General features: G+C 35.8%; 26 protein-coding genes. All 26 read left to right on the forward strand.

Annotation, left to right across the window (positions count from 1 at the left end; genetic code table 11):
* Nucleotides 1-313 precede the first annotated feature (313 nt).
* The 26 genes from ald to BEN26_RS08065 all read left to right on the forward strand — a co-directional run bounded on the left by ald (nucleotide 314) and on the right by BEN26_RS08065 (nucleotide 21,827).
* Entirely contained in the window at nucleotides 314-1,432 is a 1,119-nt protein-coding gene (gene ald, locus BEN26_RS07940; RefSeq protein ID WP_069798784.1) for an alanine dehydrogenase, read from the forward strand.
* Between the two features lie 138 nt (nucleotides 1,433-1,570).
* Nucleotides 1,571-1,810: a DUF4227 family protein gene (locus BEN26_RS07945; RefSeq protein ID WP_069798782.1), complete on the forward strand. Its 240-nt coding sequence runs from the start codon at nucleotides 1,571-1,573 to the stop codon at nucleotides 1,808-1,810.
* A 112-nt stretch (nucleotides 1,811-1,922) separates the two neighbouring features.
* Complete coding sequence (gene xerD, locus BEN26_RS07950; protein ID WP_069798780.1) at nucleotides 1,923-2,813, forward strand: site-specific tyrosine recombinase XerD; 891 nt, start codon at nucleotides 1,923-1,925, stop codon at nucleotides 2,811-2,813.
* A 179-nt stretch (nucleotides 2,814-2,992) separates the two neighbouring features.
* Entirely contained in the window at nucleotides 2,993-4,168 is a 1,176-nt protein-coding gene (gene deoB, locus BEN26_RS07955) for a phosphopentomutase (protein ID WP_069798778.1), read from the forward strand.
* Nucleotides 4,169-4,201: 33 nt separating this feature from the next.
* On the forward strand, nucleotides 4,202-5,002 hold the full coding sequence (locus tag BEN26_RS07960) for a purine-nucleoside phosphorylase (protein WP_399168223.1): 801 nt from the start codon (nucleotides 4,202-4,204) through the stop codon (nucleotides 5,000-5,002).
* Nucleotides 5,003-5,015: 13 nt separating this feature from the next.
* The gene (locus BEN26_RS07965) at nucleotides 5,016-5,846 is read left to right on the forward strand and encodes a purine-nucleoside phosphorylase (RefSeq protein ID WP_069798774.1); all 831 of its coding nucleotides are present in this window, start codon (nucleotides 5,016-5,018) and stop codon (nucleotides 5,844-5,846) included.
* Nucleotides 5,843-7,171: a pyrimidine-nucleoside phosphorylase gene (locus BEN26_RS07970; RefSeq protein WP_069798772.1), complete on the forward strand. Its 1,329-nt coding sequence runs from the start codon at nucleotides 5,843-5,845 to the stop codon at nucleotides 7,169-7,171. Before BEN26_RS07965 ends, BEN26_RS07970 begins: the two co-directional genes overlap by 4 nt.
* 83 nt (nucleotides 7,172-7,254) lie before the next feature.
* The gene (locus BEN26_RS07975; RefSeq protein ID WP_181482247.1) at nucleotides 7,255-8,418 is read left to right on the forward strand and encodes a D-alanyl-D-alanine carboxypeptidase family protein; all 1,164 of its coding nucleotides are present in this window, start codon (nucleotides 7,255-7,257) and stop codon (nucleotides 8,416-8,418) included.
* 147 nt (nucleotides 8,419-8,565) lie between these two features.
* Nucleotides 8,566-8,916: an anti-sigma F factor antagonist gene (gene spoIIAA, locus BEN26_RS07980; RefSeq protein WP_068723747.1), complete on the forward strand. Its 351-nt coding sequence runs from the start codon at nucleotides 8,566-8,568 to the stop codon at nucleotides 8,914-8,916.
* On the forward strand, nucleotides 8,917-9,354 hold the full coding sequence (gene spoIIAB / locus BEN26_RS07985; protein WP_068723749.1) for an anti-sigma F factor: 438 nt from the start codon (nucleotides 8,917-8,919) through the stop codon (nucleotides 9,352-9,354).
* Between the two features lie 10 nt (nucleotides 9,355-9,364).
* Nucleotides 9,365-10,117 carry an RNA polymerase sporulation sigma factor SigF gene (gene sigF, locus BEN26_RS07990; RefSeq protein WP_068723751.1) on the forward strand — a complete coding sequence of 251 codons (753 nt, stop codon included), beginning with the start codon at nucleotides 9,365-9,367 and terminating at the stop codon, nucleotides 10,115-10,117.
* A 95-nt stretch (nucleotides 10,118-10,212) separates the two neighbouring features.
* Complete coding sequence (locus BEN26_RS07995; protein ID WP_069798770.1) at nucleotides 10,213-10,836, forward strand: stage V sporulation protein AA; 624 nt, start codon at nucleotides 10,213-10,215, stop codon at nucleotides 10,834-10,836.
* Nucleotides 10,837-11,268 (forward strand): stage V sporulation protein AB, encoded by a 432-nt coding sequence (locus tag BEN26_RS08000; protein ID WP_069798768.1) that lies wholly within the window; start codon nucleotides 10,837-10,839, stop codon nucleotides 11,266-11,268. It begins immediately after the preceding gene.
* Between the two features lie 17 nt (nucleotides 11,269-11,285).
* A complete protein-coding gene (gene spoVAC / locus BEN26_RS08005) occupies nucleotides 11,286-11,759 on the forward strand; it encodes a stage V sporulation protein AC (RefSeq protein ID WP_082732373.1) in 474 nt (157 codons plus the stop codon).
* Between the two features lie 13 nt (nucleotides 11,760-11,772).
* Nucleotides 11,773-12,783, forward strand: a complete 1,011-nt coding sequence (gene spoVAD, locus BEN26_RS08010; protein WP_068723756.1) for a stage V sporulation protein AD — start codon at nucleotides 11,773-11,775, stop codon at nucleotides 12,781-12,783.
* 2 nt (nucleotides 12,784-12,785) lie between these two features.
* Nucleotides 12,786-13,139 (forward strand): stage V sporulation protein AE, encoded by a 354-nt coding sequence (gene spoVAE, locus BEN26_RS08015; protein ID WP_068723758.1) that lies wholly within the window; start codon nucleotides 12,786-12,788, stop codon nucleotides 13,137-13,139.
* Between the two features lie 14 nt (nucleotides 13,140-13,153).
* A complete protein-coding gene (spoVAEA, locus tag BEN26_RS08020; RefSeq protein WP_069798766.1) occupies nucleotides 13,154-13,735 on the forward strand; it encodes a stage V sporulation protein SpoVABEA in 582 nt (193 codons plus the stop codon).
* Nucleotides 13,713-15,275 (forward strand): spore germination protein, encoded by a 1,563-nt coding sequence (locus tag BEN26_RS08025; RefSeq protein WP_255421876.1) that lies wholly within the window; start codon nucleotides 13,713-13,715, stop codon nucleotides 15,273-15,275. Before spoVAEA ends, BEN26_RS08025 begins: the two co-directional genes overlap by 23 nt.
* 129 nt (nucleotides 15,276-15,404) lie before the next feature.
* Complete coding sequence (gene lysA, locus BEN26_RS08030) at nucleotides 15,405-16,730, forward strand: diaminopimelate decarboxylase (protein ID WP_069798763.1); 1,326 nt, start codon at nucleotides 15,405-15,407, stop codon at nucleotides 16,728-16,730.
* 240 nt (nucleotides 16,731-16,970) lie between these two features.
* On the forward strand, nucleotides 16,971-17,747 hold the full coding sequence (locus BEN26_RS08035) for a segregation and condensation protein A (protein WP_069798762.1): 777 nt from the start codon (nucleotides 16,971-16,973) through the stop codon (nucleotides 17,745-17,747).
* Nucleotides 17,728-18,294, forward strand: coding sequence for an SMC-Scp complex subunit ScpB (gene scpB, locus BEN26_RS08040; RefSeq protein WP_068723765.1), 567 nt, complete (start codon nucleotides 17,728-17,730; stop codon nucleotides 18,292-18,294). The genes BEN26_RS08035 and scpB overlap by 20 nt, the downstream gene beginning before the upstream one ends.
* Before the next feature lie 84 nt (nucleotides 18,295-18,378).
* The gene (locus BEN26_RS08045) at nucleotides 18,379-19,050 is read left to right on the forward strand and encodes a DUF2953 domain-containing protein (RefSeq protein WP_068723768.1); all 672 of its coding nucleotides are present in this window, start codon (nucleotides 18,379-18,381) and stop codon (nucleotides 19,048-19,050) included.
* The gene (gene ytfJ / locus BEN26_RS08050) at nucleotides 19,020-19,463 is read left to right on the forward strand and encodes a GerW family sporulation protein (RefSeq protein ID WP_069798760.1); all 444 of its coding nucleotides are present in this window, start codon (nucleotides 19,020-19,022) and stop codon (nucleotides 19,461-19,463) included. Before BEN26_RS08045 ends, ytfJ begins: the two co-directional genes overlap by 31 nt.
* A 106-nt stretch (nucleotides 19,464-19,569) precedes the next feature.
* Nucleotides 19,570-20,694 carry a D-alanyl-D-alanine carboxypeptidase family protein gene (locus BEN26_RS08055; RefSeq protein ID WP_069798758.1) on the forward strand — a complete coding sequence of 375 codons (1,125 nt, stop codon included), beginning with the start codon at nucleotides 19,570-19,572 and terminating at the stop codon, nucleotides 20,692-20,694.
* Nucleotides 20,695-20,697: 3 nt separating this feature from the next.
* Entirely contained in the window at nucleotides 20,698-21,282 is a 585-nt protein-coding gene (locus BEN26_RS08060) for a nucleoside recognition domain-containing protein (protein ID WP_069798756.1), read from the forward strand.
* A gap of 14 nt (nucleotides 21,283-21,296) precedes the next feature.
* Nucleotides 21,297-21,827, forward strand: a complete 531-nt coding sequence (locus BEN26_RS08065; protein ID WP_068723778.1) for a spore maturation protein — start codon at nucleotides 21,297-21,299, stop codon at nucleotides 21,825-21,827.
* Nucleotides 21,828-21,830 lie beyond the last annotated feature (3 nt).

Genomic DNA, 21,830 nt, shown 5'->3' on the forward strand with positions numbered 1-21,830 from the left:
GAGTGAGGAGCAAGCGTGGATGTGGGCGAATACAAGAAAAGGCTATTGGCGTACTGCTCATAGCCCTATCTTGACAAAAGCCCTATCTAACGAGCGATTTAAGCGAGCTGGATATCTAAGTTTTAGCGAGTGTTATTCTGTGAAGTGACGTGTAAACTTTGGAAGCGCCGTATACCGAACGGTACGTACGGTGCTGTGGGAGGTCGGCTGGTCAAATAATGGCCAGCCTCCTACCCGATTCTATATCCCTTTTATCAATAAAGTGGTAATATATAAAATATACAAAATGTTATTTTTGTAGGAGGAACATAAGATGAGAGTTGGAATACCTAAAGAGATTAAAAACAATGAAAATCGCGTAGCGATTACCCCAGCAGGAGTACAAGCTCTACGCTTAGCAGGCCACGAAGTGTATGTGGAAACCAATGCAGGGGTTGGAAGCGGTTTCGTTGATGAGGACTATTTGTCTGTCGGAGCAAATATTACTGATTCAGCTAAAGAAGTATGGGATAAATCCGATATGATTATGAAAGTAAAAGAACCATTACCTTCAGAATATCAATATTTCCGTGAAGGACTTATCTTGTTTACATACCTACATTTAGCTCCAGAGCCAGAATTAACAAAAGCCTTAGTGGACAATGGAGTTGTTGCCATTGCTTATGAAACAGTACAATTAGATAATGGATCTCTTCCATTATTAATGCCGATGAGTGAAGTCGCAGGAAGAATGTCTATCCAAATTGGGGCTCAATTTTTAGAAAAGCCACAAGGTGGAAAAGGAATTCTACTTGGAGGAGTACCTGGTGTTCATCCAGCAGAAGTCGTTATCATTGGTGGTGGGATTGTAGGGACTAACGCTGCAAAAATGGCGATTGGTTCGGGAGCAAATGTAACGATCATCGATCTTAATCCTGACCGTTTACGCTATTTGGATGATATTTTCCATGGTCGAATCAATACTGTAATGTCTAACTCTTATAACATAGCTCAAGCAGTCAAAAAAGCTGACCTATTAGTTGGAGCCGTATTGATTCCAGGGGCAAGGGCACCAAAATTAGTTACAGAAGAAATGGTTAAAACAATGAGCCCTGGTTCAGTCATTGTTGATGTGGCAATCGACCAAGGAGGTTCGATTGAGACGATTGATCGCGTAACCACTCACAGTGAACCAACCTATGTAAAACATGGAGTAGTTCACTACGCTGTAGCAAATATGCCTGGAGCAGTAGCAAGAACATCAACACTAGCTTTAACGAATGTAACGGTTCCATATGCATTACAAATTGCCAATAAAGGATATGAAAAAGCGATTCGTGATAATCGAACATTAGCAAAGGGAGTTAACGTCATTCATGGCCGAATCACATACGAGGCTGTTGCTAAAGCTCTAAACCTACCCTATGTTCCATTGGAGCATGTATTAAATTAAAGGATTGAATAATTAAATCTAATAGATCAAAAATAAGAGTAGGCTGCTCAACTGTAGTAGCCTACTTTTATCATATTTATTTATAGGTTTTCATAATCTATTATACGTATGTGTACAAGTTTAATTGGGGGTATCATCATGTTCATTACTTTAAAAAGAATTTTAGAATGGCTTATCTTATTTGTCTTCTTTTTTTTACTAACATTATTTTTATACCAATTAGTACTGATTCTTTCTGATTGGATTCAACCGATCGATCAGTTTAAAGAACCATCTGGTCGAGCGGTCAAGGTCATTGATATGGGGAATGGAACCGAAATACGAAACTCGGAAGATGTAATCGATCGCTTAAAGTTATTTTATTGGTTAGGTGAATAATTCCCATAAAATATTTTCCATAAAAAGAAAGAAGGAGTTAATCAAAAGATGTTGAATAGTAGAATAAATAAGTATTGAGAAGAAAGTTTAATTTAAGGGAGAAATGTTTGGGATGGAAAAGAGAATCGAAGAATTTATTCACTATCTAATGGTAGAGAAAGGTCTCGCTCAAAATACACTAGAATCTTATCATAGAGATTTGCAATCCTACCATACATTTCTTAAACAATTTTATCAGCATGTACCTATCGAGAAAACGAATCGTGCCCATATTATGTCTTATCTCATAGATCTAAAAAATAAAGGCAGAGCAACATCGACGATCTCAAGAAATTTGGCCTCTATTCGTTCGTTTTATCAATTTCTTATGAGAGATCATTTTATTCAAAAGGATCCATCGCAAAATTTAGAATCTCCAAAAATCGATAAGCGTTTGCCAAAAGTTCTTACTGTAAAACAGGTAGAACAATTGTTACAAATGCCAAATATCTCAACGTTAACAGGAGTCAGGGATAAGGCCATGTTAGAACTCCTTTATGCAACTGGAATTCGTGTTTCTGAGTTAGTTTCTTTAAATATAGAAGATTTGAATTTAAATATGGGATTTGTCAAATGTTTTGGTAAGGGTTCAAAAGAACGAATTGTTCCCATAGGTAGCCTAGCCATAGAAAGTATTCAACACTATGTGGATCGAAGTCGAAAGATGCTTCAAAAAAAACCAACAGAAAATGCACTTTTCCTAAACCACCATGGAAAACGTTTGTCAAGGCAAGGATTCTGGAAAATTATAAAAAAATATGCTAAACTAGCCTCAATAGAGGTTGAAATAACACCTCATACACTTAGACACTCTTTCGCTACACATTTATTAGAAAATGGGGCTGATTTAAGATCTGTTCAAGAAATGTTAGGCCATGCAGATATCTCTACGACACAGATCTATACACATCTTACGAAATCACGTCTAAAAGAGGTTTATTCTAAAGCCCATCCTAGGGCGTGAAAAAAAGGTGATTCAACTTTTTTTTAGGTTTGATGCAATGGGTACGATTTGTACCTTTTCTTTCTCTTGATGTTGTCTGACATCAGTCAACTGCCAAAGATTTGATCATTTAAATTTTGTTGTAGTAAATTTATATCTTTGGTGATACTAAAAAGAAAAAATATAGGAGGGATTATGAAATGAAATTTAAACGAATTTCTTTAATTGTTCTTGATAGTTTAGGAATTGGGGAGTTACCTGATGCTGAAAAATTTGGAGATCAAGGGACCAACACCTTTGCTCACATTGCTGATAAATTAAATGGACTAATCATTCCTCATCTAGAAAAAATGGGTTTGGGGAATATTTACCCAATAAAAGGTGTAAACAACATTGAAGACCCTATTGCTGCTTTTGGGAAGATGAAGGAAGTTTCAGTAGGTAAAGACACCATGACTGGCCATTGGGAAATTATGGGTTTAAAAGTAAATATCCCTTTTAAAACGTATCCTAATGGATTTCCAAATTCTCTAATTAAAGCCTTTGAAGAAAAAATAGGTAGAAAAGTAATTGGTAACAAGCCTGCTTCAGGTACAGAGATTATTGAAGAATTAGGAGAAGAACAAATGAAGACAGGAGCTGTTATTGTTTACACATCTGCAGATAGTGTGTTTCAAATAGCTGCTCATGAAGATGTTGTCCCATTAAATGAACTTTATCAAATATGTGAAATAGCTAGAGAAATGACTTTAAATGACGAATATGCGGTGGGGCGAGTGATTGCTAGACCATTTATTGGTTCTCCTGGTTCTTTTAAAAGAACACCAAATCGAAAAGATTATTCAGTAAAACCACCAGCCAAAACAGTTATGAATCACTTAGTTGAAAATGGATTTGACTCCATTGCAGTCGGGAAAATTGCTGACATTTATGCAAATGAAGGAGTTACGAAAGCGCTTAAGTCAAAGTCAAATATGGATGGTGTAGATAAAACGATTGAGGGATTAAAAACAGACTTTAATGGTTTGATTTTTACAAATTTAGTTGATTTTGATATGTTATATGGACATCGTCGTGATCCTATAGGTTATGGAAAAGCGATTGAAGAATTTGATCAAAGATTACCAGAATTGATAGATGCACTTCAAGATGATGATTTACTTATCATTACTGCCGACCATGGAAATGATCCTACACATACAGGTACAGATCATACACGTGAATATGTTCCATTGTTAGTTTATAGTAAATTACTAAAAGGTGGTATCAATTTAGGGATTCGAAAAACATTTGCAGATGTTGGAGCTACAGTTGCAGACAACTTTGGTGTTCAATTACCTGAACATGGTATTAGTTTTTTAGATGATCTAAAGTAAGGGGAGGAAATCAGATTGAGTTTAAAGCTAAAAATAAAGGATTCTACAGAATGGATATTAAAGAAGGTCAATATCCAACCTGAGATTGGCTTGATTTTGGGTTCAGGTCTTGGTGTGCTAGCTGATGAAATCGAAGAAGCTGTTCAAATACCCTATTCAGAAATCCCTCACTTTCCAGTATCTACTGTAGAAGGCCATAAAGGCCAATTAGTTATTGGTAAATTAGCTGGTAAATCTGTTATTGCCATGCAAGGTAGATTTCACTTCTATGAAGGATATTCAATGCAAGAGGTTACTTTTCCAGTAAGAGTAATGAAAGAATTAGGTGTACAAAAACTTCTTGTTACCAATGCTGCGGGTGGGATCAATCTTTCATTTAAACCAGGGGATTTAATGATCATTGAGGATCATATCAACTTTATGTTTAATAACCCGCTAATTGGACCTAATGAAAACGAATTAGGTGTAAGATTTCCCGATATGTCTACAGCTTATTCTGAAGTGTTAATCGAGAAAGCAAAAAGCGTTGCAGATCAGTTACAAATTGACCTAAAAAGTGGGGTTTACCTGGGATTAACTGGTCCAACCTATGAAACACCAGCTGAGGTAAGAATGTTACGGACAATGGGTAGTGATGCAGTGGGAATGTCCACTGTTCCTGAGGTGATTGTTGCTAGACATTCAGGTATAGAAGTTTTAGGCATTTCTTGTATTACCAATATGGCTGCAGGAATATTGCCTCAACCTCTTTCACACGATGAAGTGATTGAAACGACCAAACTTGTACAATCGAAGTTTTTAAATTTAGTTAGACAAATTATAGGGACCATTTAAAGGGGGAGTTTTTATGGATAATAAATTTAATAAAATTAATGAAGCTAAGGATTATATCTTTTCTAAATTAAAAGAAGCACCAGAAATTGGATTGATTTTAGGTTCTGGGCTAGGAGAATTAGCAGACAAAATTGAAAATGAAGTAAAAATACCCTATCATGAAATACCGCATTTTCCAGTATCAACTGTAGAAGGGCATAAAGGACAACTTGTCATTGGAACACTTGAGGGAAAAAGAGTTGTAGCGATGCAGGGAAGATTCCATTATTATGAAGGTTATACAATGAGTGAGGTTACTTTTCCTGTCTACGTAATGAAAGCATTAGGGGTAAAAATGTTATTTGTTACCAATGCTTGTGGCGGAATGAACAGAGCATTTGCACCAGGTGATTTAATGATTATTAATGATCATATTAACTTTACTGGAGCAAACCCGCTCATTGGTCCAAACATGAATGAATTTGGTCCTAGATTTCCTGATATGTCAAGAGCTTATGATCATGAACTCATTCAATTAGCGCAAAAGGTTGCTTTAGATAAAGGAATAAAAATACAAAACGGCGTTTATGTTGCGATCAGCGGTCCAAACTATATGACTCCTGCCGAACTGAAGATGTTAGCTCGACTGGGTGCAGATACAGTTGGAATGTCCACAGTTCCCGAAGTCATTGTTGCTAATCATGCAAAAATGAGGGTATTAGGTATTTCACTTATTACTGATATGGCAATTGGTGAAGAATTAGAACCATTGACCCACGAGCAAGTGATGGCAGTTGCGGAAAAGAGCAAGACGAAATTTATTGAGCTTGTAAGAGGAATCCTCTATGAGGTGGATTTAGCATGAGAATGGTTGATTTAATTCAAAAAAAAAGGGATGGAAATAATCTTACAACAGAAGAGATTCAGTTTATTATTGAAGGTTATACTCAGGGAAATATCCCCGATTATCAAATGTCTGCTTTGACGATGAGTATTTTTTTTAAAGGGATGAATGATAGAGAAATTACTGATTTAACCATGGCGATGGTTCAATCTGGTGAACAAATTGATTTAACAGCAATTGAGGGAATTAAAGTTGATAAACATAGCACAGGTGGTGTAGGTGATACGACAACACTAGTGCTTGGGCCTTTGGTTGCAACTGCGGGAGTTCCTGTGGCCAAGATGTCAGGCAGAGGATTGGGACATACAGGTGGAACCATCGATAAATTAGAGTCTATTGAAGGTTTTCATGTTGAATTAAGTAATGAGGAATTTATTAAACAAGTAAATGAGATTAAACTTGCCGTTATTGGTCAGACCTCAAATTTAACACCCGCTGATAAAAGGCTTTATTCATTAAGAGATGTAACTGCTACCGTTGATTCAATCCCACTTATTGCTAGTTCGATCATGAGTAAGAAGATAGCTGCTGGGGCTAATGCGATCGTTTTAGATGTAAAAACGGGTGAAGGTGCTTTTATGAAAACACCAGATAAGTCGTTTGAACTTGCAAAAGCGTTGGTTGATATCGGTACACAAACTGGCCGAAATACTGTGGCTATTGTAAGCAATATGGACCAACCCTTAGGTTTTGCCGTAGGTAATGCATTAGAAGTCAAAGAAGCGATTGATACTTTAAAAGGAAATGGGCCAAAAGATCTTGAAGAATTGTGTTTAGTACTAGGTTCTCATATGTTAGTTTTAGGTGGAAAGGCAAAAGATACCGACAATGCTTATCAGACACTGAAGGAGCTTATTCAATCTGGAAAAGCATTAGAAACTTTAAAAGAATTTGTGAGTAGGCAAGGTGGTAACCCAGAATTGATAGAACATCCTGAACGATTACCACAAGCAAAATCTAAAATTGAAGTAACAGCTCTAGAAAGTGGTTATATTCATCATATTGATGCAGAAGAAATAGGAATCAGTGCAATGATGTTGGGAGCAGGGCGAGAAACCAAAGAATCTAAGATTGATTTATCGGTAGGCATCGTATTACATAAAAAAGTGAATGATTATGTAAGTAAAGGTGGGGTTTTAGCTACTTTACATGTAAATGACGAAAAAAATATTGCAGAAGTCACAGAAAAAGTACTTCAAGCCTACACGATAAAAGAAGAAAAAATAGAAGATGTTCCGCTTATATATGGAATTGTTAGTAAAAATGGGATACAAAGGTGGCATTAAGCCATCTTTTTTTTGTAATTGGAATAATTCCCCTTAATCTGTGAAAAATAAGACTATGATTAAAGGAGGGACTACATTTTATGTTGAAAAAAATTTGGATATTAGGAGTAATCCATCTACTACTCTTTTCTTTACTTTCCATCCCTATTGTAAATGCTGAAGAAGTAAACTTGACCCCAAACGCACGTTCAGCCATACTAATTGATCAAGACACAGGTACAATTTTGTATGAAAAAAATAGTCATGATCGGTTGCCACCGGCAAGTATTACAAAAATCATGACTATGCTTTTGATCATGGAGGCATTAGATCAAGGGAAAATTGCATTGGATGATAAAGTCAGAGTGAGTGAAAATGCTGCTTCAATGGGCGGATCCCAAATCTTCTTAGAAGTTGGCGAAGAGATGACCGTCAAAGATTTATTAAAAGGAATTGCGATTGCATCTGGTAATGATGCTTCTGTTGCTATGGCTGAATATATTGCTGGATCTGAAGAGGGTTTTGTTCATATGATGAACAAAAAAGTAGAAGAACTGGGGCTTAAGAATACACATTTTGTAAATTCCAATGGTCTTCCAGAAAATGATCATTATACTTCTGCATATGACATTGCGATCATGTCAAGAGAGCTATTAAAATATGAAAAAATCACGGAATTTACCGGGATATATGAGGATTATTTAAGGAAAGATACAGATAATCCCTTTTGGTTAGTCAATACAAATCGTTTAGTTCGGTTTTACGAAGGGGCCGATGGATTAAAAACAGGATACACTAGTGAAGCAAAGTATTGTTTGTCCGCAACGGCAAAACGAGGATCACTAAGGGTGATCGCCGTTGTGATGGGTGAGCCAAATACGAAGACAAGAAATAAAGAGATATCTCAATTATTAGACTTTGCTTTTAGTCAATATAAAAACGAGGTGATCTACCAAAAAAATCAAATGATAACGAAAGTGGAAGTAAGCAAAGGAAAAGAACACGAAGTTCAACTAGTTGCTCCTCACCAAATAAGTATACTTATGAAAAAAGGGGAAAAAATAGAAGATTATGAACAAATCATAAAAATAAAAGAGCAAATTCAAGCACCTATTAAGCAAGGTGATATTCTTGGAGCGTTGGAGATCATTCGAAATGGGAAAATAGTGCAATCTATCTCTTTAGAATCATCTACTGATATTTCTAAAGCAAATTTATATCATTTAATTAAAAAAGTTGTCAAGGAACACTTGTTTTTAAACCAATAAAAAGATAACATATACTGATTTATTTCGACATCGAGATGCTGCATTTTGACAAGGCTTCTCGATTTTTTTGTTCTTTTGTCGACTAGCAGGAAAAGGAAAAAGAGAAGGAGAATTAGTTTGGCATGAATGGAAGAAGGAGGATAAAGAATGAGCTTACATTTAGAAATGGAAGTAGAAAGAAGTACTTTAATTGTAAGATTAGATGGTGAATTAGATCACCATACTTCAGAAATGGTTCGTGAAAAAATCGAGGCGGAATTGGACAAGGGGATTGTGAAAAACCTTATCTTCAACCTAGAACAATTATCATTTATGGACAGTTCTGGACTAGGAATGATGCTTGGGCGCTATAAGAGAGTTGTTCAACAAAATGGGAAAATGTCCATCTGTTGTCTTCAAGCGAATGTTTATAAGATCTTCGAACTTTCTGGTATGTTTAAGATCTTACCTGTTTATGACAACGAATCTGAAGCCATTAAATCATTGGAGGTGGCGTAATTGGAGAATTTTATGCGATTACAATTTGCCTCCAAGTCAGAAAATGAATCTTTTGCCCGGGTTGCTGTAGCAGCGTTTATTTCTCAAATCGATCCAACGTTAGATGATTTAAATGATATTAAAACGGTTGTTTCAGAAGCAGTAACTAATGCGATCATTCATGGATATGATCAAGAACCTAATGGGATGGTAGAAATAACCGTACTCCTTAAAGATTCAATCGTGGAAATCACAATTGAAGATCAAGGAAAAGGAATTGAAGATGTTCAGGAAGCAATACAACCACTTTTTACGACAAAACCGGAGTTAGAAAGATCTGGAATGGGCTTTACGATCATGGAGAATTTTATGGATGAAATGAAGGTTCAATCTGAAGTAGGAAAAGGGACCAAAGTGATTTTAAGAAAAGAGCTTGCACTGAATCGTATTATAAGTTAGGGGTGGTCATATGGAAATTGATATTAAGAATAGCCACCACTCTTATCTGGACGATGCAGAAATTAAAGAATTAATAATTCAAAGTCAAAATGGTGACGATAAAGCGAAAGAACTCATCGTAAATAGTAATATTCGGCTTATCTGGTCTGTTGTTCAAAGATTTTTAAATAGAGGTTATGAGGCGGATGATTTATTTCAAATAGGAGCGATTGGGTTATTAAAAGCAGTAGATAAATTTGATTTGTCGTTTGATGTGAAGTTTTCAACCTATGCAGTACCCATGATTATTGGAGAAATACAGCGTTTTATAAGAGATGATGGGACAGTTAAAGTGAGTAGGTCTCTAAAAGAGACTGCTAACAAGGTCAGAAAAGCGAAAGATGAATTATCTAAGCAATTAGGTAGATTACCGACCATTAAAGAAATTGCTGATCATCTTCATATTTCACCCGAGGATGTTGTTTTTGCTCAAGAAGCCAATAGAGCTCCATCCTCGATCCATGAAACTGTATTTGAAAATGATGGGGATCCGATTACACTGATGGATCAAATTTCTGACGATTCACAAGACAAGTGGTTCGAAAAATTAGCATTACAAGAAGCCATACGATCTCTAAATGAAAGAGAACGATTAATTGTTTATCTTAGGTATTATAAAGATCAAACCCAATCTGAAGTTGCTGAACGCTTAGGAATATCTCAAGTTCAAGTATCAAGATTGGAAAAGAAAATACTTTCGATGATAAAAGACCAATTGGGTTAATCCATTTTGGTCTTTTTTCTTTTTCATTGCATGGCTTTCAACGGGATAACTCATAATAAGAAAGACACTCTTTATCATTAAAGGGGGAAAAGTAAATGAGTGACAGAAATATAGTCTACCTACGTTTGCGCAACCGACATTTTGCAAAACCGAATGCACAAATATTTTTATCAGAAATTGCACAAATTATTGCTCCTAAACAATATGAATCAGCAATAAAAGGGTTATCCTTGTACCAGATCACTGCTGAAGACCAACACTTAGTAGTTTTGGATCTCATTCATGTGATAAAAAAAATCAAGGAAGAATTCCCTAATTTAGACATTAGGAGTATCGGTTCTCCAGAAATTATCATTGAAATCGTAACGGCTGAAATGAAGAAGCAGCCAAGCATATGGTTAATTGCATTTGTTTGGACATTACTATTTATTGGATCAGGCCTTGCAATCATGAATTTCCATCATGATGTCAGTATGCAAGAGGTACACCAGCGTATTTACTATTTGATTACAGGGATCGAGAATAAAAAACCTTTACTTTTACAAATCCCTTATTCCTTCGGTTTAGGATTTGGGATGATCCTATTTTTTAATCATATTTTCAAGAAAAAAATAAACGAAGAGCCTAGCCCATTGGAAGTAGAGATGTTTTTATATCAAAAAAATTTGGACGATTACGTTGTATTAAATGAAAACAAAGAAAATAGGAAGAAGGATTAAATGCTTCTACTTTTTCAATATTCATTGGTGGTATTAATTGGCTTAGCTGGAGGGTTAGCTGTAGGTAGTGGGCTAGTCGCTTTTGTCACTGTTCTAGATATTATTCCGAGGTTAACTCAACTCATAAAAGGGTTTAAATATATGAAATGGTTTGAAAGAGCATTGGTAAGTGGTGCTGTCATTTTTACTTGGATTGATTTAAGGGAAATAATCTTTCATTTACCTAAAATCTTAATCTTTATTTTTGGAGCCTTTTCCGGAATATTCGTTGGAATGCTTGCTGGTGCACTCACAGAAGTACTTAATGTTTTGCCCATTTTGGCAAAACGTGTGAATATGGCGAATGCTATATTATTTCTTTTAATGGCAATGGTATTTGGAAAAATTGCAGGATCATTGATCCATTGGTTAATCTATGTGCCGAATTCATGATTTAAAGGGTGATGTATATGAGTCAATCTACTGGTAAAAAAAGAAAACAAAATGAAGAAAAAAGAAAATATCAACAAATGACCATGCAAATGAGACCAAAGCCTCCTGTTTTAATCAATAGTGTCAAAGCTTTTGTGATCGGTGGACTGATAAGTCTGTTGGGTCAAGCCTTTCAAAATATATACCTTCATTTAGGATTTTCAAAAGATCAGGTAGGGAATCCAACAGTAGCAACTTTGGTCTTTATATCAGCTCTTCTAACAGGCCTTGGAATTTACGATAAAATTGGACAATTTGCTGGTGCAGGATCAGCTGTTCCGGTAACTGGTTTTGCTAACTCCATTGCTTCAGCAGCTTTAGAACATCGTGCAGAAGGTTTGGTACTTGGTATAGGTGGAAATATGTTTAAACTAGCTGGTTCCGTTATTGTTTATGGTGTGGTAGCCGCTTTCTTCGTTGGATTGGTTAAAACCTTAATTCGCTTGATCTAAGGAGGTAAAACATTTGAGTCATCAACTAGGAAGAAGTACATGGGAATTTTCAAAGGTTAGAATACTAGCAAGTGCTGTTTCTGTAGGACCAAAAGAGGGTCGGGGTCCTTTAGCAAAGGATTTTGATATTATTCATGATGATTTACATATAGGTCAAGATACATGGGAAAAAGCTGAACGCAAATTATTTGAAGAGGCACTTGATCTGGCGGTTCAAAAAGCTGGATTAAAAAAAGACCAGATTGATCTTTTAATCGCAGGGGATTTATTAACCCAAATCATTTCCGCTTCTTTTACTGCTCGTTATGCTCAAATTCCTTATTTAGGTGTATATGGAGCTTGTTCAACCTCGATGGAATCATTGGCTTTAGCGGCTTCTCTTGTTGAAGGCGGTTATGCGAACTATGTTGTTTCTGGTTGTAGTAGTCATAATGCAACGGCTGAAAGGCAATACCGTTACCCTACAGAATATGGAGGACAAAAACCTCCTTATGCACAATGGACCGTAACCGGTGCAGGTGTAGCAGTAGTAGGAAAGGGACTGATTGGTCCTAAAGTCCGGTATGCGACAATTGGTAAAATTATTGATATGGGACTTAAAGATCCATTTGATATGGGTTCAGCTATGGCGCCTGCTGCAGTTGACACCATTGAACAACATTTTATTGATACAGGTAGACGTCCTGAAGATTATGATCTAATTGTTACAGGTGACCTTGCTGGAGTAGGCTATCCATTAGCAAAAAAAATGTTGCTTGAGCGGGGTTTTGATTTATCATCTGTTTATAATGATTGTGGCTTAATGATTTATTACTCAGACCAAGAAGTTTTTGCAGGGGGAAGTGGTTGTGCAAGTAGTGCCTCTGTAACATATGGTCATATTATGAAAGAGTTACATAAAAAAACTTTAAATAAAGTTCTTGTTGTAGCAACGGGAGCGTTACTGAGCCCTGTGACCTATCAACAAGGGGAATCCATTCCATGTATTGCCCATGCAGTTGCAATAGAGAATGAGGAGGAATAGTAATGGGAACTTATTGGTCTGCGTTTTTAGTTGGGGGCTTAATTAGCTTAATTGGCCAATTACTCATGGATTTAACAAAAATGACTCCTGCACATGTGATGACAACATTAGTGGTGTCTGGGGCTGTTTTAGATGGTCTTGGATTATATGAGCCTTTGATCGAGTTTGCAGGGGCAGGTGCAACAGTTCCTATCACAAGCTTTGGTAATGCGCTCGTTCATGGTGCATTAGCAGAAGCAGAACAACACGGATTGGTCGGGATTATTACTGGAATTTTTGAAGTAACTAGTGCCGGTATTTCTTCAGCTATCGTCTTCGGTTTTCTGGTAGCAATTATATTTAAACCTAAAGGGTAATTTGGTGATCAATGATGAAAAAAAGAAAGGTAATTGTTATTACAGATGGGGATGACGTTGCTAGACAAGTAATAGAAGAAGTTGCGAAGATAATCGGTGGTCGATGTATTTCCCGTTCTGCAGGGAATCCAACACCATACAATGGCAATGAATTAGTTGAAATGATCAAGAGCACTCCCAATGATCCAATTTTGGTTATGTTTGATGACAATGGACGTGGGTATAAAGGTGAAGGGGAAAGAGCGATTGAATTTATCACCAAACATCCTGACATTGAGGTGCTAGGGGCCATCGCTGTAGCATCTAATACTAAATTTGTTGAGGGAACAACCATTGATTTTTCAATCGATCGCAATGGGAAAAGAGTAGAAAGTGGGGTAAATAAAGATGGAGACCCTGTTGGTGGACCACTTCGTGTATATGGAGATACAGTGGATATCTTAGACAAACTAGATATGCCTGTTATTGTGGGAATTGGAGACATTGGAAAAATGAGAGGGAGAGATCATATTAAACACGGTTCTCCGATTACATTAAAAGCGATCCAAACCATTTTGGAATGGAGTGAGCAACATGAAGAAAAACATGAAACTTAAATATCAGTCAAAAACCAATGAAAAAAAAGTAACAGAAGCTGAAAACAAATCAACAACAAAAATCAATACAGTGGAAGAGAAACTAAATCAAACGCTAAAGATTTCTAAAGAATTAAGTAAAAACAAAAAGATATTAGAAGAGAGATTGGGAGTAGGCGAAAGCTTTGATATGGTCTGTAGGGAGATGAATTTTGCAGGAAAAGATTTTGCTCTCTTCTTCGTAAATGGCTTTGCTGATTCTGATATCATGACCCAGATATTAAAAGAATTAGCTGACTTAAAAAGAGAAGAGATAGTACCCAATATCTTAGAACACCTTCTTGAACGATATGTGTCTCACATACAGGTAAAAAAACTAAAGACAATCAATGAAGCGATGGATAACATTCTTTCTGGCCAATTAGTGATGTTTATTGATGATCAGGAGGAAGCCCTTGTGATAGATGCAAGGAAATATCCTGGCAGAAATCCGGAAGAGCCAGATATTGAGAGAGTAGTTCGTGGAGCAAGGGATGGTTTCACTGAAACTTTGCTTTTGAATACGGCTTTAACTAGAAGACGAATCCGGGATGAACGTTTAAGAATGGAAATTAGCCAATTAGGTGAACGTTCAAAAACCGATATTTGTATTGCCTATCTTAAAGATGTTACAGACCCAGGGTTAATTAAGCTAATTAAACAGAAGTTAGAAGAGATAAAAATTGATGGACTTCCGATGGCAGAAAAGTCACTAGAAGAGTTTATCATTGGTCGATCATGGAATCCTTATCCCTTAGTACGTTACACGGAGAGGCCAGATGTGGCAGCTGCACACTTATTAGAAGGACATGTTATTCTTTATGTTGATACTTCACCAAGTGTGATAATCATGCCTACCACGTTTTTTCATCATGTTCAACACGCAGAAGAATACCGACATACACCAATGGTAGGCACCTTTTTGAGATGGATACGCTTTTTCGGAGTCTTTTCCTCTTTGTTTTTATTACCAATATGGTTAATCTATGTCCAAGAGCCGGAAATACTTCCTAAAGCTATCGATTTTATTGGTCCCAAGGAAACAAGCAAAATCCCCATCTATTTACAAATTATATTTGCTGAATTAGGATTAGATCTGATGAGGATGGCAGCTGTTCATACACCAACCCCATTAGCTACTGCAATGGGATTAATAGCAGCAGTTTTGATTGGGGATATTGCTATTAAGGTAGGTTGGGTTGTTCCTGAAGTGATTCTATACTTGTCGATAGGTGCAATTGGTATGTATGCTACACCAAGTTACGAGCTAAGCTTAGGTAATAAATTAGCTAGATTGTTTCTTATTTTTGCTACATTCATTTTTAAGATTCCTGGTTTTGTTATCGGAACGATGTTATGGATTGTTTTACTTGCAACGACTCATTCCTTGAATACCCCCTATTTGTGGCCATTTATTCCTTTCAATTTTAAAGCATTGATGGCAATTCTTTTAAGAGAACCTATTCCGCTTGCAAATAAACGGCCAAGTATCGTCCATCCACAGAATGAAAATAGGCAATGATTTTGGCTTATTGCAAAACATAACTCTTTATGTTATATTCACATATAATTTAATAGTCTAACATAATAAAGTCGAAGGTAGAGGTTTTTAAATTAGTCCTTCCTGTCTAATTAAAAAAGGAGGAGAAACATGTATTTACCAGGCTCTAGCAAAATAAACGAAAATAACCATCTTGAAATTGGCGGTGTGGATACCGTCCATTTAGTTGAACGATTTGGAACACCACTATATGTATTGGATGAATGGGAAATTAGAAAGAAAATGGGGGAATTTGTTAATGCATTTAAGCAGATGGAGGTTCCATTTCAAGTTGCTTATGCAAGCAAGGCTCTATGTACCACGGCTTTGTGTCATATTGCTAGAGAAGAGGGATTATCTCTAGATGTGGTTTCTGGTGGTGAATTATACACAGCGATCAAAGCTGGGTTTCCTGTAGAAAGAATTCATTTTCATGGCAATAATAAGAGCTATGAAGAGATTGAAATGGCAATTGATGTAAATATTGGTACCTTCGTGATTGATAATTTACATGAAATAGAGCTAATTGAACATTTAGCAGAAAATAAACAAAAAAAGGTAAAAGCCTTAATACGGGTTACTCCTGGAATAGAAGCGCATACTCATGAGTATATTCAAACAGGACAAGAAGATTCAAAGTTTGGTTTTAACATAGGGGAACAAGCTTTGTCTGCTGCAAAATTGGTTTATCAATCCAAGTGGATTCAATTATTAGGGTTTCATTTTCATATTGGCTCTCAAATCTTCGAGATGACTGGTTTTGAAAAAGCGATTGAGCGAATGGCTGACTTTTATGAAAGGATTCACAGTGAATTAAATACATCACTTCCCATTTTAAATACTGGTGGTGGATTTGGGATTCGTTACATTGATGAAGATCGGCCTCTTTCAATTCATCAATATGTAACCTCCCTTGTAAAAGCAGTGAAAGAACATTTTTCTAAAAGAAGCTTACCGATTCCAGAGATATGGATTGAACCAGGAAGAAGCATTATTGGTGAAGCAGGAACAACTTTGTATACCATTGGTTCTAGTAAAGAAATTCCAAATGTAAGAAAATACATTGCGGTCAATGGAGGCATGATGGATAACCCAAGACCAGCTTTATATCAAGCAAGATATGAAGCAGCTATTGCCAATCGAATGATTTCTGATGGTTTAGAGACAGTATCAATCGCCGGAAAAGCATGCGAAAGTGGTGATATGTTAATTTGGGATATCAAGCTTAATAAACCGCAAACAGGGGATATTTTGGCCGTATTCTCTACTGGAGCATATAATTATTCCATGGCAAGTAATTATAATCGAATTCCAAGACCTGCAATGGTTTTAGTGAATAATGGAGAAGCTGAGTTAATCGTAAAAAGAGAGACCTATGAAGACCTTGTTCAATTTGATCAAGTGCCAGAACGCTTTTTAGCAAAAACTAGATCATAGCTTTTATTTAAATAGTAAGCATAACTTTCTTTTAAATTTAATATTTCCCCTTATTATTTGGGTTTGTATATTCCATAAGCAGCGACCTTTGAGAGTGTATTTCTTTACCTTATTTTTTATTCAAAGAAATACACGGACAACGGAGCGCATTGTAATATACAAACTTATTTTATTTGTTGATAGATGAGGGATATGTTATAATTTCACCAGTAAAGTTGGTATTATAGGCAGGAGAACATGATGACATATCAAATTAAATTAGATGTTTTTGAGGGACCTCTCGATTTATTACTTCATTTAATCGATAAAGAAGAAATGGATATTTATGATATTCCTATTGCAAAAATTACGGATCAATATTTGCAGTATATTCATACCATGCAAACTTTAAAGTTGGATATAACGAGTGAGTTCCTTGTCATGGCTGCTACCCTATTGTCAATTAAAAGTAAAATGTTATTACCAACTCGAACAGATCCTTCTTTACAGCAACTATTAGAGATGGACATTGATGAAGTAGATCCAAGAGAGGAATTAATACATAGATTATTAGAGTATAAAAAATATAAACAATTAGCTGGGGTGTTAAGGGAAAAAGAGATTGCCAGAAATCAAATTTTTACTAGACCACCATATAATTTAACTCCGTATCTTGTTCAAGAAAAAGAAAACCCTGTTGAGGGAATTAGTCTTTACCATTTAGTGCACGCTTTCGAAAAGGCTTTAATAAAGTATTCCTATCGTGAGCCTTTAACAAAGGTAGAGCGAGAAGAAATATCGGTAAAAGATAAAATGATACAAGTGATAAATTTGTTAAAGATCCAAGGTATATTGTACTTTTCAGAGTTAATAACATCTCAAGCTACACGAACTGACATTGTCATTACATTTCTAAGTATCTTAGAACTGATGAAGCAAAAACGAATCTATTGTATTCAAAACAAAACATTTGACGATATTGTAATTCACTATTCTTCAGACAAAGGGGGAACAGAATTTGGATTACAATCATATTAAATCGATCATTGAGGGATTGATCTTTGTGGCTGGCGATGAAGGAATAGAAGCAAAACAATTAGCTTCTATTATTGAGATTGATCAGGAAACGATTGAAGATCTGATCCACGATATGCAAGGGGATTATAAAAGGGAACATAGAGGACTACAAATTGTACAAATTGCCAATGCATACTTATTAACAACACTGCCAGATCATGCTATTTATTTTGAACGTTTAGCTTCTTCCCCAACTCATTCTACATTGTCCCAAGCCGCCTTAGAAACATTAGCTATCATCGCATATAAGCAGCCAATAACTAGGGCGGAAGTTGAAGAAATTAGAGGTGTTAAATCTGAAAAAGCGATTAATACCTTAAATAGCAAAGGATTAATAAAAGAAGTTGGCAGGGTAGAAGGAATTGGTAGGCCAATTCTTTATGGGACGACGATAGAATTTCTAGAATATTTTGGTTTAAAGAATTTAGAACAATTACCTCCACCAAAAGAAACTCAAGAATTGAATGAAGAAGAAGATTTATTTTCATTTAAATATCAAGAGGAATAAGAGCCTTACTTTAAAGGCTCTTTTTTGTTGTATTGAAAACTTGTATATGGAGAATACTACCAATTAGTGAGTGGAGTGATGAAAATGCATTGGACTTGGTATGTCTTATTTTTCCTTTTACTAATATTGATGATTATCATTTTTTCACCAATTAAAATTCAGATTCAAGTTCATAAACAAGGGAAGAATGATGAAGTGATTATTGATTTTTGGTTTCTGTACCAACTATTTCATCTTCGTAAAATGATTCCAATGATTGCTATAGAATCGATTCACGAGGGGACAAAATTTAAGACAGAGACAAAAGTAAGCATGGTTAGTGAATTAGAGCCAAAAAAAGATCGTTTAACACCAGAAAAGGTAACTCATTGGAATAAACAGTATCATAGGTTTTTAAAACATGTCACGGATTTTTATGAAGTAATGAAAAGATTTCTTTCCCATGTTCACATAGACAAACTTTATTGGCAATCACAAGTAGGAACTGGAGAAGCAATGGAAACTGGATTATTAACAGGGGTGGTTTGGAGTATAAAAGGATCAATTTTAGGAATTATTTCTAAGTATATCATTTTAACGAAAGACCCCATACTAGTAGTAGAACCTAATTTTCAACAAAGGGTATTCAGAACCAATTTTGAATGCATAATAAGTTTTCGACTAGGGCATGTTATATTAACAGGAATACGTATCATCTTGAAGTTTTTAAAAGGGGGCGGGAAAAGATGGCTGGAGAACATCCCATTCAGGGCTTGATGAAAACAGCAATGGAAAACCTTAAAGAGATGGTAGATGTTAATACGATTGTTGGTGAACCTGTTGAAACACCAGACGGAAGTGTAATTCTTCCAATATCGAAAGTTGGTTTTGGGTTTGCTGCCGGCGGTAGTCAATTTAACTTCGATGTAGAAGGAAAAACTACGCCTGAACAATCAAACTTGAATGAAAAACCGTTTGGTGGCGGAAGTGGTGGTGGTATATCCATTACCCCAGTAGCTTTCCTTGTTGTAAGCAAAACATCAGGTGTACAATTACTTCCACTTGATTCACAAACACATATTTATGAGCGGATCATTGATTTAGCTCCTCAGGTGATGGATAAATTACAAAATGCGTTGAAAAAAAATACGAATCAGCAAAATAACGAGAATACTCAACCCATCATGTAGAAAAGCTCTAAGATAAAAAGCGCATTTGATTGCGCTTTTTTCTTTCATTTCTTCATACTCATAAGAACCAAGCATATATATGTACAGATAAGTTAGGAGGACAAACATGATTTTCAGAAAAATAATCACGATATGGATGGTTGTCTCTATTCTAACCTTTGGAAATTCTTCTCAGGTTTTTGCTATGACAGAGATTCAGCCATTGCATATTAGTGCGCAAGGAGCAGCATTAATTGATGTAAAGAGTGGTCGGATTTTATTTGAAAAAAATGGCGATCAGAAAATGCGAATAGCAAGTTTAACGAAAATCATGACTGCAATTGTTGCTATTGAGAATGGTAATCTAGAAGATATGGTAACAACCAGCGATAATGCCTATGGAACAGAAGGGTCGTCAATCTACTTAAAAAGAGGTGAACAATTAACCCTAGAAGATATGTTATATGGCTTGATGCTAAGATCAGGAAATGATGCTGCTGTAGCTATTGCAGAACATATTGGAGGGTCTGTAGAAGGATTTGCTTTTTTAATGAATGAGAAGGCTAAGATCTTAGGAATGAATCATACCCATTTTGTGAATCCCCATGGATTAGATGATGAGGAACATTATTCTACACCAAAAGATATGGCAATTCTTACCGCTTATGCGCTTAAAAATTCAACTTTTAAAAAAATAGTTAGTACAAAAGTAAAAACAGCTCCTTTGGCTGATGAGTCGTGGGATCGACAGTGGATCAATAAAAACAAACTATTACACATGTATCAATGGGCAGATGGTGTAAAAACAGGTTATACAAAAATTGCAAAAAGATGCTTGGCTTCTTCTGCAACAAAAAATGGATTTCAATTGGCCAGTATTACCTTAAACGCATCAGATGACTGGAATGATTCGATGCAAATGTTAGAATATGGATTTAACAATTATTCCCCTTATGAAATTACAAAAGGAACCTATGCAGGATATGTAAAAGTAAATAAAAACCAAGTAGTGCATTTAGAAACGGCTCATGATTTCTTCTATCTTTTAAAAGAAGATGAGAAACAAAGATTACGAAAAAAGGTAAATATTCAGTATGTAAATACATTCGTATCAGAGCAAATTGTAGGCAACATCCAACTCTATTTAGATAATCAATACATTGGGAGTATTCCGGTAAAAATAAGAAAAGAAAAAGAGAGTTGGAAAGAAAATATCTTAAGTGTCTTTAATCGATGGTGGAGAGGAGAATAATCATTGGTTAATTGGCTTTGGGCAATGTTTATTATGATTGGAATTGTGACAGCAGCAATTCAAGGAAAGATCGAGATCGTTAATCATGCCATATTTGAAGGAGCCAAAACTGGTGTAACGATTAGTTTTGGCTTGATTAGTATTTTGGTTTTTTGGTTAGGAATCATGAAAATTGCCGAAGAAGCCGGTTTATTAATAGTAATAAGTCGACTTCTTCGCCCAATTGTTCGGTGGCTTTTTCCCGATGTACCTAAAGACAATCCGGCGCTTGGATATATTTTATCCAACATTGCAGCAAATATTTTTGGACTTGGAAATGCTGCCACACCCATGGGTATTAAAGCCATGCAAGAATTGCAAAAAATAAATCCTTACCCAGATAAAGCATCCCCTACTATGGCCACGCTTCTAGCTCTGAACACCTCAAGTATTACGCTTATTCCAACACAAGTGATTGCCATTAGAATGAGTTATGGTTCAGTAAATCCTACAGAAATAGTAGGCACAACAATCTTAGCTACTCTTTTTTCTACCCTTTCAGCCATTCTTTTAGATCGTTGGTATAGAAAAAAAACATATAAATCTTAGGGAGAGGTTAAAAAATGACCCAATGGATTACAACAATATCATTATGGATTATTCCTGGTCTTATCAGTATCATTCTTCTTTTTGCCATTTGGAATCGGGTACCTGTTTTTGAGACATTTGTTGACGGAGCTAAGAATGGATTTCAAACAGCGATAAATATCATGCCACATTTAGTTGGGATGATGGTGGCAATTACCGTTTTTAGAGAATCTGGTGCATTACAACTCGTGATCGATTTTATCCATCCATTCCTAACAATGTTTCATTTTCCGACAGAGGTATTTCCTTTAGCCATGATGAGACCAATTACTGGTACAGGGGCATTGGCCATAACAACTGATCTCATTGCAACCCATGGACCCGACTCATTTATTGGAAGATTAGCTTCTACGATGCAAGGAAGTTCTGATACAACTCTATATATTATTACCGTTTATTTTGGAGCTGTAGGAATCAAAAAAGCTGGGTATGCATTAAAGGTTGGATTATTTGCGGATCTGATCGCAGTGATTGCATCTTTAATGATTGTGTCTTATTATTTTTAAATA

The sequence above is a fragment of the Tepidibacillus sp. HK-1 genome, from assembly GCF_001748485.2.
In the GTDB taxonomy this organism is placed as follows: Bacteria; Bacillota; Bacilli; order Tepidibacillales; family Tepidibacillaceae; genus Tepidibacillus_B; species Tepidibacillus_B infernus.